The organism is Streptomyces oryzae (genome assembly GCF_017676365.1).
GTDB lineage: Bacteria > Actinomycetota > Actinomycetes > Streptomycetales > Streptomycetaceae > Streptomyces > Streptomyces oryzae.
On sequence record NZ_JADKMA010000186.1, the window covers coordinates 1 to 15,683 of the forward strand.

Genomic DNA, 15,683 nt, shown 5'->3' on the forward strand with positions numbered 1-15,683 from the left:
GGGCGGGGCCGCGGGGACGGCCGTACGGCGGTGGTGGTGGCCGTCCCCGCGTGGCGCGTGGGGTCGGTTACTTCTCCGGAAGCTCGACCCCGGTGGCCTTGGCCACGTCGGCGAGCATGTGGTTGGCGGCCTGGACGCCGATGCCGGACATCCACGTCTCGTCGGGCACGTCGAAGACCTTGTCCTTCTTGACGGCGTCGAGGTCCTTCCAGACCGGGTTGTCCGTGACGTCCTCGCGCTTGGTCTTCTTCGGGTCGTCGCCGTTGGTGACGAAGATCAGGTCCGCCTCGGCCCTGTCGATCTGCTCGGGGCTGACGTCCGCCATGGGCTCGTCCGGGTCGGTGGAGCTCTGCGACTTCGGGCGCCGGAGGCCGATGTCGTCCAGCACCACACCGCTGAAGGAGGACTTCTGGTAGAGCCGGGTCGGGCCCGCGATGAAGCGGACGACCGAGGCGGAGGGCATGGTGCCGTGGTCCTTCTTCTTGATGGCCTCGCCCAGCGCCTTGGCCCGCGACTCGTACTTCTTCATCGCTGCGTCGGCCTGCTTCTCCATGCCGAGCGCCTTGGCGTGGACCTTGAGGTTGGACTTCCAGGGGCCGCCGGTGGTCTCGGTGAAGACGGTGGGGGCGACGGCCTTGAGCTTGTCGTAGATCTTCTCGTGCCGGACCTTCGAGGAGAGGATCAGATCGGGCTTGAGGGAGGCGATCAGCTCCAGGTTCGGCTCCTCCATGGGCCCGACGTCCTTGACGCCGCCGATCTTGTCCTTCAGGTAACTCGGAAAGCCGCCCTCGGTCTTCATGTGCGGGGAGACGGCGCCGACGGGCTTGAGGCCGAGCATGGTGACATCGTCCAGCTCGCCGGTGTCGAGCACGACGACACGCTGGGGCGCGGCCGGGATCTTCGTGCTGCCCATGGCGTGCTTGACGGTGCGGGGGAAGGCCCCGGACTTCGCACCCGCCTTCGACTTGTCGCCGTCGGCCGATGTGCCGCCCCCGCAGGCGGTGAGTGCGGTCGCGCCGACGAGGACCGCCAGCAGCGCGGCGAGCAGGCGCAGGGTTCCGCGCAGGGTGGGTCTGGTGGACATGGGTTCGTCTTCCTTGCTGTGAGGGTGAGTTGGCGTTGCCTTGCGTGGGGGGCGACGTCTGTGGGTGGCGGCGGCGCGGGTGGCGTGGTCCGGCCGTATGGGCGGAGCCGAGCTGGGCCGTGCGGGCGGTGCGGTACGGGCCGTGCCGTACGGAGCGCGCCCGCGCCGGTCAGGCGGGTGCGGCGGCGGTACGGCGTCCCGCACGGTCCCGGGGCACGACCAGCGGGGTGCCGGTCTCCGGGTCGGGGACGATCCGGCAGTCCACGTCGAACACGGAGGCGACGAGTTCGGCGTCGAGCACTTCGCCCGGCGGGCCCGCGGCCGCGGGCCGCCCGTCCTTCATGACGACCATGTGGTCGGCGTAACGGGCGGCCTGCCCCAGGTCGTGCAGCACCATCACGACGGTGCGGCCCGCGTCGGTGTGCAGGTCGGCGACCAGGTCGAGCACGTCCAGCTGGTGCCGCAGGTCGAGGAAGGTGGTGGGCTCGTCCAGCAGCAGCAACTCGGTGTCCTGTGCCAGGGCCAGCGCGATCCAGGCGCGCTGCCGCTGGCCGCCGGAGAGCCGGTCGACGTGCTGGTCGCGCAGCGGCAGGGTGCCGGTGCGCTCCAGCGCCGCCTCGACCGCGGCCTGGTCGGCCGCCGACCACGGGGCGAGGAGCCGCTGGTGCGGGAAGCGGCCCAGCCGCACCAGCGCCTCCACGGTGATCGCCTCGGGGGTGACGGGCTGCTGCGGCAGCAGGCCCATCCGGCGGGCGAGCGCGCGGGCCGGCATCCGGTGGATGTCGGCGCCGTCCAGCGCCACGGTTCCGGCCGCCGGGTCGAGCAGCCTGGCCAGGCCGCGCAGCAGGGTGGACTTGCCGCATGCGTTGGGACCGACGATGGCGGTCACGGCGTCTCCGGGCAGTTCCAGGTCGAGGTCCTGGACGACCGCCTTGGCGCCGTAGCGCAGTTCGAGTCCTCGGGTGGAGAGCTGGTTGGCGGTCATGCCTGGCTCCTGTGGACGGGTCGGCTCTGCCGGAGCATCAGCGCCAGCAGCCAGGGCGCGCCCAGCGTGGCGGTGACCACGCCGACGGGCAGCCCGTGGACCGGGAGCAGATGCTGCACCAGCAGATCTGAGGCGAGCAGCAGTACGGCACCGGCGAGCCCGGACAGCGCGAAGGTGCCCGCGGTCGGCGGACCGACGGCGAACCGCACGAGGTGCGGCACGGCCAGCGCGACGAACGCGACCGGGCCGGAGAGTGCGGCGGCGAGGGACGCCAGGACGATGGCGACGACGAGCAGTTGCAGCCGGGCAGCGGAGGTCTTCAGGCCGAGCGCTCCGGCGGAGTCGTCGCCCAGGTCGAGGACGGCGAGCCTGCGGTGCAGCAGGAAGGCGACGGCGCTGACCAGGACGAGCGCGCCGCCCGCTGTCCGTACCTCTTCCCACGTGCGCCCGTACACCGAGCCGGTTGTCCACTGGAGTGCCGAGTTGGCGAGTTCGGCGGGGAAGCGGACGACCATCAGATTGACGGCGGCGGCGAGTCCGGCCTGTACGGCGAGTCCGGTGAGCACCAGGCGGGTGACGGAAACCCCGGAGCGCCAGGCGAACACCCCCAGCAGGACCGCGGCCAGCAGGCCACCGGCGAGGGCGCCCACCGGAATCAGCGTCTGCGAGGCGCCGGTGGCCAGCAGGACGACAGCCCCGAACGAGGCGCCGCCGGTCACGCCCATCACGTCCGGCGAGGCGAGCGGGTTGCGGAAGAGCCGCTGGAGCAGGACGCCGGCCATGCCGAGCCCGGCCCCGGCGATGACGGCCGCGACGGCGCGGGGCGCCCGGAACTCCTGGACCACAAGGACGTCGGCCGGATCGCCGATCCCGAAGAGCGCGGGCAGCGCGACGGGCGCCGGCAGCCGGATCTCCCCCAGGGCGAGCGCGAAGGCGAGCAGGACGAGCAGCGCGGCGAGGGCGCAGCTTCCGGTCAGCAGGACGCGGCGCCGGTGCCGTACGCGGGCCGGGGTGCCCGCTCCGGGCTCCGTACGCGGTGTGGCCGACGCGGTGTCAACGGGGTGCGGCGCAGCGGTCATCGGGCCACCTTCCTGGCGAGGAAGGCGAGCAGGGGCGCGCCGAGGAAGGCGCTGACGATGCCGACCTCCAGCTCGGCCGGCCGTACCACGACGCGCCCCAGCACATCGGCGGCGAGCAGCAGCAGCGGTCCCGCGACGAGGCAGCCGGGGATCAGCACCCGGTGGTCGTTGCCCAGCAGCAGCCTGACCAGGTGCGGGGCCGCGAGCCCGATGAAGGCGATGGGCCCGGCCACCGCGACGGCGGCCCCGGCGAGCAGCACGACGGCGATTCCGCCGGCCAGCCGGATTCGGGCCACCGGCACCCCGAGCGACTGGGCCGCGTCGTCGCCCAGGGCGAGGGCGTTGAGCGCCGGGCCGATGGCGAGGGCCAGCACGACGCCGAGCACCATCGCGGGCAGCATCGGCCAGAGCACGTCCAGGCTGCGTCCGGCCAGCGAGCCCGCCAGCCAGAAGCGGGCCTCGTCCAGGGTGCGCTTGCTGGCCAGCATCACGGCCGAGGTCCAGGAGAGCAGCACGAGTTGGAGGACGGTGCCGCCGAGTGCGAGCCGTACCGGGTCGATGTCCCCGGCACGGCGGGCCAGCGCCTGGGCGAACAGCGCGGCCGCGGCGGCGCCGGCGAAGGCGAACCACACGTACTCGGCGGGCCGGGAGAGGTGCAGCCCGTAGATGGCCGTCACCACGGCGAAGCCGGCGCCCGCGTTGATGCCGAGCGTGGTCGGTGCGGCGAGCGCGTTCCGGGTGATCCCCTGGGCGACGGCTCCGGCGACGCCGAGCGCGGCTCCGACGGCGAGCCCCACCGCGGTCCGCGGCAGCCGCAGCCCTGTCACCACGAGGGCGTCGCGCCCGTGCCCGTCACCGAAGACGGCGGCGACGACGGTGGACAGCGGAACGGAACGGGCGCCCAGCGCAAGGCTCGAGGCGGCGCACAGCGCCAGGGCGGCGAGCCCGATCAGGAAGAGCGGGGCCCAGCGCCGTACGCGAGGGGAAGGCTGCGCGCCCGGAGGAGCGGCCTGTCTGACCATGAACACGCAAGGAGATTAGGTTAGGCAAACCTAAATAAGCAACCGCGTCCACCGTACGGCCAGCCGGACCTCCGGGACCCACCGCAGTTGATCAGGCCGAGGCCAACACCACTAAGGTGAGCCTTGCCTTTCTCTCCATCCTCCGCCGCCTCATGCACACCAAGAGGGAAAACTTCGATGAGCACGCCCCGGGCCGCCCGGCGCACACCGCACCTCCACCCCTCCGCCACGCCCCGTGCACCTGACCTCCTCACCGGGCTGTACGAGCGCACCATCGCCATCTGCGAAGCCCTCAACGCCAGGGTGATGGCGGAGGACGGCACCGAGGTGTCCCGGCCCCGCTCCCAACGGCACGTCAGCGGCGCGGCGTTGCGGCAGGATTCCGGGGCCCTGGACCGCTTCATCGGCGCGGAGGCCGCCCGTATCCAGCAGCGCGCAGCGCACCAGGCCCGCCGGGACGTGGCCGCCTCCCGCGCGCTGCACGGCTACGCGTGGTCCGTGGCTCTCCTGATGAGCGGTTCCTGGTATCTGGAACGCCGCGTGCCGCGTGTCAGGCCGGGCGACATCAGGGTCGATCTGGAAACCGGAGCGGTGGGGATCGCTCCGGGCCAGTCGTTCTCCTGCCTCGCGGACGACGAGGCGGCGCGGCACAGCCCCGGGGCGCGGGTACTGGTGGACGAGGAAGCGCTCCGCGCCGAACTGCGGTCCGCCGTGGCCGACCATATGCGCCCGCTGCTCACCGCGTTCGCGCCCGAAGTGCGGCGCGGCCCACGGGCGTTGTGGGGCATGGTGGAAGACGACCTGGTCTCCGGCATCTGGTATCTCGGCCGCATGCTCGGACAGGAGGAGGACGCCGTCCGGGCAGCCACCGAACTGCTGCCCGGACCCGTCCCGCCGTTCCCCGGCGGCGCCGCCTTCCGGTATCTCACCAGCGCCTCCGGCCGCTCCTTTCCGACCCGCACCCGAGTGGGCTGCTGCCTCTACTACACGATCGGCACCGCCCAGCCCTGCCTCACCTGCCCCCGCACCAGCGACGGGGAGCGACTGCGCAGGCTGGAGTCGTGAGGCGGGCCCGGGGCCTCAGGGCAGCTCCGGGCTGCCGAACTCGGTCATCGCGTCGATGAGCCAGCGCGCCAGATAGTCGGCGAACGAGGACCGCGGCAGGAGCCGGTACGTCGGCACGCCGTCGACCTGCCAGAGCAGCACCGGGACGGGCCCCACCGTGGTCGACACGGCCCGGCCGGGGGCGAAGGCCCGGGAGTGCAGGTCCAGCGGGCAGCCCTTCTCCAGCACCTGCCGGGCGGCCGGGCCGCTCAGCTCCAGCGTGGTGCGGTTGGCCGAGACGTCCACCACCGAGCCCGGGTCGGCGCCGAGCGCCTCCCGCAAGTCGGCGGCCACGGCGGGCGCGGCGTCCCGGGACAGCACGAGCCATTCGTCGGGGCCGAGCCAGACGACCGTGTGGGAGCCGGATGCGGTGGTGTGGCCGCACTCCTGCGGGAGCGGTGCCCCCAGCGCCCTCTCGATACGGCCGGCGGCTTCGGAGGCGGGACCGACGCGCAGGTTCACCATCGTGACGAAAGGCAGCTCGCTCAGCGCGACGCCGCGGGCACCGGTGACGGCCGCGGCCCGCATCCGCTCCTCCAGATGCGCCAGGGGACTTGTGCGCAGGGCCACTGGGCCCGTGCCCGCATCGGCACCCGCGTCGATCGTCGTCGGCTCAGCCATCTCGCTTGGTCCCTTCGGGGTCGTAGAGCACGGGTTCGGTGACCTGGACGGGTACGAGGTCGTCGCCGACGGGGGCGAGCAGCGTGTCACCAACGCGGTCCCGGCCGGCGGTGACCAGCGCGAGCGCGAAGGGGCGGCCGAGCGCGGGGCTGTGGTAGCTGGAGGTGACGTGGCCGAGCATCGGCACCGGCTCGGCCCCCGGGGTGAGGGACACCTCCGGCGCGACGAGCTGGGTGCCCTCGGGCAGCCGGGTACTGCGGTCGCCGGGCAGCAGGCCGACCAAGTGCTTGCGGTCGGTGCGGGAGGTGTCGGCGCGGGAGTAGGACCGCTTGCCGATGAAGTCCTTCCGCTGCGAGATCACCCAGGACATGCCCGCGTCCTGCGGCGTGACGGTGCCGTCGGTGTCCTGACCGACGATGATGTAGCCCTTCTCGGCCCGCAGCACGTGCATCGTCTCGGTGCCGTACGGAGTGATGTCGTACGGCCGGCCGACCGCGTACACCTCCTCCCAGACCGCCAGGCCGTACCACGCGGAAACGTTGATCTCGTAGGCGAGTTCGCCGGAGAAGGAGATCCGGCAGATGCGCGCGGGGATGCCCGAGGCCAGAGTGGTCTCGCGGAAGGCCATGAACGGGAAGGCGCCGTTCGACAGATCGAGCTCGGGAGCGAGGTGGGCGACGACCTCGCGCGACTGCGGGCCGACGACGGCGATCGTCGCCCACTGCTCGGTCACCGAGGTGCAGTGCACGTCGAGTTCGGGCCACTCGGTCTGCAGCCACTCCTCCAGCCAGTCCAGGACCGCGGCGGCGTTGCCGGTCGTGGTGGTCATGAAGTAGCGGTTCTCCTCCAGACGCAGCGTCACGCCGTCGTCGAAGATCATCCCGTCGGGCTTGCACATCACGCCGTAGCGGCCGAGCCCCGGCCGCAGCTTCTTGAAGGCGTTGGTGTAGATCCGGTTGAGGAACGTGCCCGCGTCCGCGCCCCAGATCTCGATCTTGCCGAGCGTGGACGCGTCCATGAACGCGACGCCCTCACGCGCTGCACGGCACTCGCGGGCCACGGCGGTGTCCATGTCCTCGCCCGGCCCCGGGTAGTACCGGGGGCGCTTCCACTGCCCGACGTCCTCGAAGACCGCGCCGTGCGCCAGATGCCACTCGTGGATCGCGGTACGGCGCTCAGGATCGAAGAGCTCGCCGCGCTCACGCCCGGCCAGCGCGGCGAAAGCCACCGGCGTGTAGGGCGCCCGGTAGGAGGTGGTGCCGATCTCCCCGGGTGACGCATCCGTGCCGAGCGCTTCGGCGATCACCCCGATCGCGTTGACACCGGAGGTCTTGCCCTGGTCGTTCGCCGTGCCGAGCGAGGTGTAGCGCTTGACGTGCTCGACGCCGCGCATGCCGGCGCCGGTTGAGCGCCATACGTCGGCCACGGTGACGTCGCGTTGCAGGTCAACGAAGTGCGTGCGCCAGCTGTCGGGTTCGCTGCCGGAGCCGTCGTCACCGGGCGCCGGCACCAGCCACAGGGCGCGCACCGGACCCGCGTCCCGGGCGGCACCGGACGGCGGTGCGGGCACGGGAAGCGGGAACCCCGCATCCGTCGCGGCCCGCGCACCGGCCCACGCCCCTTCGGCCAGGCAGCCGTCGAGGCCGTACGTCCCGCCGGCCGCACCGACGATGTGCTGGTCACGAACGGCACCGTCGGGGACGAAGGCGGCCAGCTCCTCGTCCCAGCGCAGTCGGCCCTGGCGCTGGCTGTGCAGATGCACCGCCGGGCTCCACCCACCGGAGACGGCGAGCAGGTCGCAGTCGAACGAGTCGGCGTCCCCGGCGAGTTGGCCGCGCTCATCGAGGGCCTGGACGGTGACGCCGGTGAGCCGGCCCTCACCCGCGGTGCCGACCACCGCGCTGCCCGCCAGCACCCGTACCCCGGTGGCCACGGCGACCTCGGCGGCCCGCTGGGACAGCTCGGGCCGGGCGTCAACGACGGCGGCGATCTCGACCCCGGCGGCGTGGAGATCGGCGACCGTGTCGTAGGCGCTGTCGTTGGTGGTGCTGACCACGGCCCGCGAGCCCGGGGCCACCGCGTACCTGTTGAGGTAGGTGCGCACGGCCGAGGCGAGCATCACCCCGGGGCGGTCGTTGCCGGCGAAGACCAGCGGACGCTCATGAGCTCCGGTCGCCAGCACCACCTGCCGGGCCCGTATGTGCCACAGCCGCTGCCGCGAGACGCCCGCGGCCGGTTCGGGCGCCTCGGCTCCGAGATGGTCGGTGCGCCGCTGCACGGCCAGCACATAGTTGGCGTCGTAGCTGCCGAACGCCGTGGTGCGCTGCAGGACGACGGCCTCGGGTGCCGCGTCGAGCGCCGCGCGGACTTCGCCGATCCACTCCTGGGCGCTCTGCGCGCCGACCGTCTCCGTGCGCCCGGAGAGCAGCGACCCGCCGGGCTCGGACTGTTCGTCCACCAGGATCACGCGGGCGCCGGAACCTGCGGCAGCGGCGGCTGCCGCGAGCCCGGCCGGACCTGCGCCGACGACCAGGACGTCGGTGTGCACGTACTTCTTGTCGTAGACGGCCGGGTCCCGGGCCGGGTCCAGCCGGCCCATCCCGGAGAGCGTGCCGGCGGACAGGCCGTCGTAGAGCTCCACCGTCGTCGCCGGCAGCATGCCCTCGGAGCACGGGCCGTCGGGCTGCAGCAGCGCGTTGGGCTCCTCGACCCCCGCGGCGACGATCCCGCGCGGGCGGCCGCGGTAGAGGGACGGGGCGACCTCGATCACGCCGTTCGCCAGCATCGCGGAGGCGACGGTGTCTCCGGGGTGCCCGGTCATCTCCCGCCCGTCGAGGGTGAACCGCAGCTCGGTGCCGCGGTCGATGCGGCCTCCGTGCCGGAGCCGGAATCGCTGGTCGGTCATGGGTTCCCTCCGGCCTGGGACAGTGCGGGGCATGGCTCATCGAGCCGGTAGACGGCGAGCACTTCATAGCTGACGGTGTCGCGCAGGACGTTGAACCAGCGGCGGCAGCCTGTGCTGTGCATCCACCGCTCGGCGAAGGGGCCCTTGTGGTTGTCGCGGTAGAAGACGTACTCGGCCCACTGCCGGTCGTCGAGTTCTGCGGGGTTCTCGGGGTAGGGGACGTGGGCCTGTCCCCCGTAGTGGTACTCGGTCTCGTCGCGGGGACCGCACCATGGGCAGGTGATCAGCAGCACGGTGTCCTTCTCTCAGCGGGCCCTGGGTGGGCGCTCAGTGGGCCACGGCCGCGGCGCCGTGTTCGTCGATCAGTGCGCCCGTCGTGAAGCGTTCGAGGGAGAACGGGGCGTTCAGCGGGTGCGGCTCCCCCGTGGCGATGGTGTGCGCGAAGGTCCAGCCCGCGGCCGGGGTGGCCTTGAATCCGCCGGTGCCCCAGCCGCAGTTGACGTAGAGGTTGTCGACGGGGGTGCTGCCGATCAGCGGGGAGGCGTCAGGTGTGACGTCCACGACGCCGCCCCAGGTCCGCAGCACATGCGCACGGGCGAAGACAGGGAACAGCTCCACAGCTGCGGCCATCTGATGCTCGATCACATGGAAGGAGCCGCGCTGTCCGTAGCCGTTGTAGGAGTCGACGCCCGCGCCCATCACCAGTTCGCCCTTGTGCGCCTGGGAGACGTAGACGTGCACATGGTTGGACATCACCACGGTGGGGTGCACCGGCTCATGCAGCTCGGAGACCAGCGCCTGCAGCGGGTGGGACTGCACCGGCAGCCGGAAGCCGGCGCGCTGCGCCAGCTCGCTGCTGTGCCCGGCGGCCGCGAGCCCGATCCGGCCGGCCCGGATGCGGCCGCGGCTGGTCTCGACGCCGACGACCCGGTTGCCGTCCTTGATGAAGCCGGTGACCTCGCATCCCTGGATCAGGTCCACGCCCATCTCGTCGGCCCTGCGGGCGAGCGCCCAGGCCACGTGGTCGTGCTTGGCGATGCCGGCCCGCGGCTGGAAGGTGGCGCCGAGGACGGGATAACGGGTGTCGGACGAGACGTTGAGGATGGGACAGACCTTGGCGACCTCGTCCGGTTCGAGCCACTGCGCATCGACGCCGTTGAGCCGGTTGGCGCCCACGCGGCGCACGCCCTCGCGGACATCCTGGAGGGTGTGCGCGAGGTTGAGCACGCCGCGCTGGCTGAACAGGAAGTCGTAGTCCAGCTCCTCCGGCAGCCCCTCCCACAGTTTGAGCGCGTGTTCGTAGATCGCCGCGCTCTCGTCCCACAGATAGTTGGAGCGGATGATCGTGGTGTTGCGTGCCATGTTGCCGCCGGCCAGCCAGCCCTTCTCCAGGACGGCGACATTGGTGATGCCGTGGTTCTTGGCGAGGTAGTAGGCGGTGGCCAGACCGTGGCCTCCGGCGCCCACGATGACGACATCGTAGGAGGAACGCGGCTCGGGGTTCCGCCAGAGGAAGTCCGGGTGCTCCGGCAGCGGCTGGGTCGTCATGCCGCGCCTCCGTTCAGCTACTGAGAGCCAACTAAGGGACAACTGATATATCAGCTTGTCCTGTAAGGTATGGGAGCTCGCTGGACAGGTCAAGGGGGTTTCATGCAGCACGTGGCGACCGAGCCCGGTGGCGAGGAACTGTCCCTCGCCGAGCGCGCCTACCGCGCCATCCGCGACCAGCTGGTCATGCTCGAGATCCGCCCGGGCGCCCCGATCAACGAGGACCAGCTGGCACAGTCCCTCGGTGTCGGGCGGACGCCGGTGCGCGAGGCGCTCAAGCGGCTCCAGTACGAGCGGCTGATCACCACCTACCCCCGGCGCGGCACCTTCGCCACCGAGGTCAACATCACCGACCTCGCCCACATCTCAGAGGTACGCCAGGAGCTGGAGCCGCTGGCCGCAGCACAGGCCGCGCGGCGCGCCACGGCCGCTGACCGTTCGTCCCTGTCGGCCCTGCAGCGGGAGCTGGAGGGCGCGCACTCCCGCCAGCGCGACGCCGCCGAGCTCATGCACCTGGACCTCCAGGTCCACCGCGCCATCTACGCCGCCACCCACAACCCGTACCTCGAGGACGCCCTCGTCCGCCACGACAACCTGGCCACCCGCATCTGGTGCCTGTTCATCGACCAGCTGTCCGACGTGGCCGGTCATGTCTCCGAGCACGGTCCGTTGATCGAGGCGATCGTCACCGGCGACCCCGACAAGGCGGCCCAACTCGCCCGCGGCCACGTCGAGAACTTCGAACGGGCCATCCGCGGGGCCATTTGAAGCCGGGCACCTGAGACGGCGCTCCTGAGACGGGCATCTGTAACCCGCGTCTGAAGCGCGGCCCCCTCAGTGGCGCCTCGCGAACTGGGTCCGGATCCCGGAAAGAGCGCGAGCGCTCCTCGTCGCCGGCACGGCAACCGCGAGCCCGGCCACGTCGAGAGCGCAGGTTGCGGGTGTCCTGTGCCGCCTGGGCGGCCACGGAGGTCGCCGGGAAGTCCGGGCGGTCGACACCGCGATGAACAGCAGCACCCTCGCGCCCACTCCTGCCCCGGTTGCCGCGCACGCCAGGGCCGTAGCGGCCACCCTGCCGGGAGAGGTCCGCGTTTCGGAGAGGAACAGGCGGCGGCGCAACGTACACCGTTCGGAAGCAGGGGCCCGGTCGGACAAGGCCAACTGTCTTCGCGCCGCCCCCATGCCGCTCAGCGCGCTGCTGCCGGGCCGACTGCACGCCTGATCAGCCGGTGGTCCTCGCGACTTCGGCCGGGCGGAGCAGCGCGGCGAGCCGGTCGGCGGGGAGCAGGCCCCTCTCCAGGACAAGTTCGGCGACTCCGCGGCCGGTGGCGAGTGCTTCCTTGGCGATGTCGGTGGCAGCCGCGTAGCCGATGTGCGGGTTGAGTGCGGTGACCAGGCCGATGGAGTTCTCCACACTGGCGCCCAGCGTCTCGGTGTTGGCGGTGATGCCGGAAACGCAGCGCTCGGCCAGGGTGCGACAGGCGGCGCCCAGGTGGGTGATGCTCTCCGAGAGGGAGTGCAGGATGACCGGTTCGAAGGCGTTGAGCTGGAGCTGGCCCGCCTCCGCTGCCATGGTGATGGTGACGTCGTTGCCGATGATCTCGAAGGCGACCTGGTTGACGACCTCGGGGATCACGGGATTGACCTTGCCGGGCATGATGCTGGAACCCGCCTGGACCGGCGGCAGGTTGATCTCGGCGAGTCCGGCGCGCGGGCCGGAGGAGAGCAGACGCAGGTCGTTGCAGCTCTTGGAGAGCTTGACGGCGATGCGCTTGAGGACACCCGAGAGGTGGACGAAAGCTCCGCAGTCCTGGGTGGCCTCGACGAGGTTGACGGCCGTCACCAGCGGCAGACCTGTGATGGCGGCGAGGTGGCGGCGGGCCGCCTCGGCGTAGCCGGCCGGGGCGTTGAGGCCGGTGCCGATCGCGGTGGCCCCGAGGTTGATCTCGTGCATCAGCAGGGCGGCCTCGGCGAGCCTGCTGCGGTCCTCCTCCAGCATCACCGCGTATGTGGAGAATTCCTGTCCGAGCGTCATGGGCACGGCGTCCTGGAGCTGGGTACGGCCCATTTTCAGGACGTCACGGAACTCCTCGGCCTTGGCGGCGAACGCCTCGGCCAGCACGGTCATCGCGCCGCGCAGTCCCTGCACGGAGGTGATGGTCGCGACCTTGAGAGCCGTCGGGTAGACGTCGTTGGTGGACTGGCTGAGGTTGACGTGTTCATTGGGGTGGAGATGCGCGTAGTCACCCTTGGCGTGCCCCATGATCTCCAGGGCACGGTTGGCGATCACCTCGTTCGCGTTCATGTTCGTCGAGGTGCCGGCCCCGCCCTGAATGACGTCCACGACGAACTCGTCGTGCAGCCGGCCGCCCCTGACCTCCTGGCAGGCGGTCGCGATGGCGTCGGCCTGCTCAGCGGGGAGCAGCCCGAGGTCCTGGTTGGCGCGGGCCGCGGCTTCCTTGACCGCCGCGAGGGCATTGATCAGGTGGGGGTACGCGGATATCGCCGTACCGGTGATCGGGAAGTTCTCGGTGGCGCGCAGCGTATGGATGCCCCAGTACGCGGCGGAGGGCACGTCCCTGTCACCGAGCAGGTCGTGCTCGCGACGGTGGTCGGCAGTCATGGCGCAGATGTTCCCTTGGTTCAGATGGTGCGGGTGAGGTTCGAGAGGGATATGAGGTTGGTCTTCGGGGGGGCGGAACAGGAGGCAGCCCCCCTCATCGGCGAGTCAGTCGGCGAGCGCCCCCGCGGCCCGCAAGCTGCCGACGACCGCGCCGCCGCCCGTGACGGGCGTGGCGGCGAATCCGGCCAGGACCGCCGGGTCGGCCCCGCACCGGGCGAGGGCCGCCGCGGTCACCGGCATCCGGGCACGGTCGGCGCCGTCGGCGATCTTCACCCCGACGGCGCGTCCGTCCGGGAGCGCCGCGACCTGCACGCCTTCGAAGCCGTCCTTCGCGAGGAGACCGGGCACCCCGCGCATCAGCCGGGCGACGTCCCGCCCGGTGCCCGAGGCCGCCTCCGGGTACTCCCGCACGGCCTGGGCGACCCGGCCCTCATGGGTGTCCGGCGCGGCGGCGGCCAGCCGCGCGACGGCCCGGGTGAGCCCGTGCAGGGAGACCGCGAACAGTGGTGCTCCGCAGCCGTCGACGCTCACCCCGGCGAGCTCCTGCCCGGTCAGTTCGGCCACCGTCGCGGCGACGGCCCGCTGCAGCGGGTGCCCGGGGTCGAGGTAGTCCGGCAGCGGCCAGCCGTGCAGCCTGGCCGTCATCAGCATGGCGGCGTGCTTGCCCGAGCAGTTCTGGGCGAGCCGGGTCGGGCCGAGCCCGCGGCGCAGCCACTCGGCGCGCTGCTCGGCGCCGTAGGGCAGGTCGGGGGTGTTGCGCAGGTCGTCCTCGGCCAGCCCGGCCAGGCGCAGGATGTGCCGGGCCCCGGCCAGATGCCGCGCCTCGCCCGAGTGGCTGGCAGCGGTGAGAGCCAGCAGCTCGCCGTCCAGCTTCAGCCCCGCGCGCCGCAGGGCGACGGCTTGCAGGGGCTTGAGTGCCGAGCGCGGATAGCAGGCGGCCTCGATGTCGCCGGCCCGGAACTGCACACTGCCGTCAGCGGCCAGCACCACGACCGAGCCGTGGTGGACGCCTTCGACGATGCCCCCGCGTACCAGGTGGGCGAGCGGGACATGGGCGGGTGCGCGGCGGACGGGTGCTTCCGCCAACGGCCGCTCCGCAGCAGCTTGCCCCGCCGCAGGTTGCCCGGCCGGAGCCGCCGCCACCGCGGGCGCGCTCCCGTCTGCCGTACGGATCACGCTCATGCCCCGTCCCCGGTCCGCTCGGCAGCCGCCCGCCGGGCCTGTGCCTCGGCCCGGAGGTGCCCCACCCGGCCGCGTACGACGAACCAGCCGGCCACCAGCGCCACCGCGATCCCGGGGAGGGACATCACGGTGATCCGCCCCGCGCCGCCGTCGGCCCACATCAGGCCCAGCACGGAGACGAGGAAGGCGAGCGTGACGAGCTCGGTCCACGGCGAGCCCGGCAGCCGGTAGCCGGGGCGGACGACCGCACCGGCCCTGGCCTTCTGCCAGAAGAGCAGATGGCTGACCATGATCAGCGCCCAGGTGGCCAGAATGCCGATCGCCGCGAAGTTCAGCACGATCTCGAACGCGTCACTCGGCACGACGTAGTTGAGCCCCACGCCCAGGACGCAGACCGCCGAGGTGAGCAGAATGCCGCCGTACGGCACGTGGCTGCGGCTCATCACACCGGTGAACCGGGGCGCGGAGCCCGACAGCGCCATCGAGCGCAGGATGCGTCCGGTCGAGTAGAGCCCGGAGTTGAGACTGGACATCGCCGCGGTGAGCACGACGAGGTTCATGACGCCGCCCGCCGCCGGCACACCGATGTTGGAGAGCACGGTCACGAAGGGGCTCTCGTCGGCCGAGTACGCGTTCCAGGGCAGCAGCATCGTCAGCAGCACGACAGAGCCGACGTAGAACAGGGCCACCCGCCACATGATGGAGTTGATCGCCCTGGGCATGATCTTCTCCGGCTCGCTGGTCTCCCCCGCCGTCACGCCGACCAGTTCGACCGAGGCGTAGGCGAAGACGACGCCCTGGATGACCAGCAGCATCGGCAGCATGCCGTTCGGGAAGGCACCACCGTTGTCGGTGATCAGCGAGGGGCCGGGAGAGTGGCCGTCCACCGGCTGCTGGGTGACCAGCAGGAAGATGCCGATCGCCATGAAACAGACCAGCGCGCTGACCTTGACGATCGCGAACCAGAACTCCATCTCGCCGAAGATCTTCACGGATATCAGGTTCACGGTCAGCACGACGGCGAGCGCGATCAGCGCGATGATCCACTGCGGGATGTCGCTGAACATGCCCCAGTAGTGCGCGTAGGTCGCCACCGCCGTGATGTCGGCAATGCCGGTGGTGGCCCAGTTCAGGAAGTACATCCAGCCCGCGACGAACGCCCCCTTCTCGCCCAGGAATTCACGGGCATAGGAGACGAAAGCGCCGGAGGACGGGCGGTGCAGGACGAGTTCGCCCAGCGCCCGTACGACGAGGAAGGCGAAGACCCCGCAGACCGCGTAGGCCAGCGCGAGGGACGGCCCGGCACCCGCGAGCCGGCCGCCGGCGCCGAGGAACAGCCCGGTGCCGATCGCGCCGCCGATGGCGATCATGTTGACGTGCCGTGACTTCAGGGACTTGCTGTATCCGACGTCGCCGGCGTCCACGGCATCGAGGGGTGGGGCGGCGGGGTGCTGCCGTTCCGTCTGCTGCAGGGTTCTTTCGGTCACGCCTGTTCTCCGCCTTCTTCCGTGAGGGGGTCGGTGGGGGCGG

13 protein-coding genes are annotated in these 15,683 nt (G+C 71.8%); 2 read left to right on the forward strand and 11 right to left on the reverse strand.

The features are described 5' to 3' along the window. Nucleotides 1-67 precede the first annotated feature (67 nt). The 4 genes from ITI46_RS27520 to ITI46_RS27535 form a co-directional block, all read right to left on the reverse strand. On the reverse strand, nt 68-1,084 hold the full coding sequence (locus ITI46_RS27520) for an ABC transporter substrate-binding protein (RefSeq protein ID WP_209242611.1): 1,017 nt from the start codon (nt 1,082-1,084) through the stop codon (nt 68-70). Nucleotides 1,085-1,253: 169 nt separating this feature from the next. After that, the gene (locus ITI46_RS27525; RefSeq protein WP_209242612.1) at nt 1,254-2,069 is read right to left on the reverse strand and encodes an ABC transporter ATP-binding protein; all 816 of its coding nucleotides are present in this window, start codon (nt 2,067-2,069) and stop codon (nt 1,254-1,256) included. After that, nucleotides 2,066-3,148 carry a FecCD family ABC transporter permease gene (locus ITI46_RS27530; RefSeq protein WP_209242613.1) on the reverse strand — a complete coding sequence of 361 codons (1,083 nt, stop codon included), beginning with the start codon at nt 3,146-3,148 and terminating at the stop codon, nt 2,066-2,068. Before ITI46_RS27530 ends, ITI46_RS27525 begins: the two co-directional genes overlap by 4 nt. After that, entirely contained in the window at nt 3,145-4,170 is a 1,026-nt protein-coding gene (locus tag ITI46_RS27535) for a FecCD family ABC transporter permease (RefSeq protein WP_209242622.1), read from the reverse strand. Before ITI46_RS27535 ends, ITI46_RS27530 begins: the two co-directional genes overlap by 4 nt. A 177-nt stretch (nt 4,171-4,347) precedes the next feature. Here ITI46_RS27535 and ITI46_RS27540 point away from each other — a divergent pair, with 177 nt between their 5' ends. Further along, nucleotides 4,348-5,235 (forward strand): iron-sulfur protein, encoded by an 888-nt coding sequence (locus tag ITI46_RS27540; protein ID WP_209242614.1) that lies wholly within the window; start codon nt 4,348-4,350, stop codon nt 5,233-5,235. Nucleotides 5,236-5,250: 15 nt separating this feature from the next. Here ITI46_RS27540 and ITI46_RS27545 read toward each other — a convergent pair whose 3' ends face one another. Genes ITI46_RS27545 through ITI46_RS27560 form a run of 4 tightly spaced genes read right to left on the reverse strand, consistent with a single transcriptional unit; the run spans nt 5,251 to nt 10,348 of the window. Then, complete coding sequence (locus tag ITI46_RS27545) at nt 5,251-5,895, reverse strand: sarcosine oxidase subunit gamma (RefSeq protein WP_209242615.1); 645 nt, start codon at nt 5,893-5,895, stop codon at nt 5,251-5,253. Continuing rightward, on the reverse strand, nt 5,888-8,800 hold the full coding sequence (locus ITI46_RS27550) for a sarcosine oxidase subunit alpha family protein (protein WP_209242616.1): 2,913 nt from the start codon (nt 8,798-8,800) through the stop codon (nt 5,888-5,890). Before ITI46_RS27550 ends, ITI46_RS27545 begins: the two co-directional genes overlap by 8 nt. Then, nucleotides 8,797-9,093 (reverse strand): sarcosine oxidase subunit delta, encoded by a 297-nt coding sequence (locus ITI46_RS27555; protein WP_209242617.1) that lies wholly within the window; start codon nt 9,091-9,093, stop codon nt 8,797-8,799. Before ITI46_RS27555 ends, ITI46_RS27550 begins: the two co-directional genes overlap by 4 nt. Before the next feature lie 34 nt (nt 9,094-9,127). Beyond that, nucleotides 9,128-10,348 carry a sarcosine oxidase subunit beta family protein gene (locus ITI46_RS27560; protein ID WP_209242618.1) on the reverse strand — a complete coding sequence of 407 codons (1,221 nt, stop codon included), beginning with the start codon at nt 10,346-10,348 and terminating at the stop codon, nt 9,128-9,130. Nucleotides 10,349-10,450: 102 nt separating this feature from the next. Between ITI46_RS27560 and ITI46_RS27565 the strand changes: the two genes are divergently transcribed. After that, nucleotides 10,451-11,116 (forward strand): GntR family transcriptional regulator, encoded by a 666-nt coding sequence (locus tag ITI46_RS27565; RefSeq protein ID WP_209242619.1) that lies wholly within the window; start codon nt 10,451-10,453, stop codon nt 11,114-11,116. A gap of 454 nt (nt 11,117-11,570) precedes the next feature. Here the strand turns inward: ITI46_RS27565 and aspA are convergent, their stop codons facing one another. The 3 genes from aspA to ITI46_RS27580 all read right to left on the reverse strand — a co-directional run bounded on the left by aspA (nt 11,571) and on the right by ITI46_RS27580 (nt 15,625). Next, on the reverse strand, nt 11,571-12,971 hold the full coding sequence (aspA, locus tag ITI46_RS27570) for an aspartate ammonia-lyase (protein WP_209242620.1): 1,401 nt from the start codon (nt 12,969-12,971) through the stop codon (nt 11,571-11,573). A gap of 105 nt (nt 12,972-13,076) precedes the next feature. Further along, entirely contained in the window at nt 13,077-14,153 is a 1,077-nt protein-coding gene (locus tag ITI46_RS27575; RefSeq protein ID WP_209242621.1) for an asparaginase, read from the reverse strand. Continuing rightward, entirely contained in the window at nt 14,150-15,625 is a 1,476-nt protein-coding gene (locus ITI46_RS27580; RefSeq protein ID WP_247746678.1) for an amino acid permease, read from the reverse strand. Before ITI46_RS27580 ends, ITI46_RS27575 begins: the two co-directional genes overlap by 4 nt. Between the last annotated feature and the right edge of the window lie 58 nt (nt 15,626-15,683).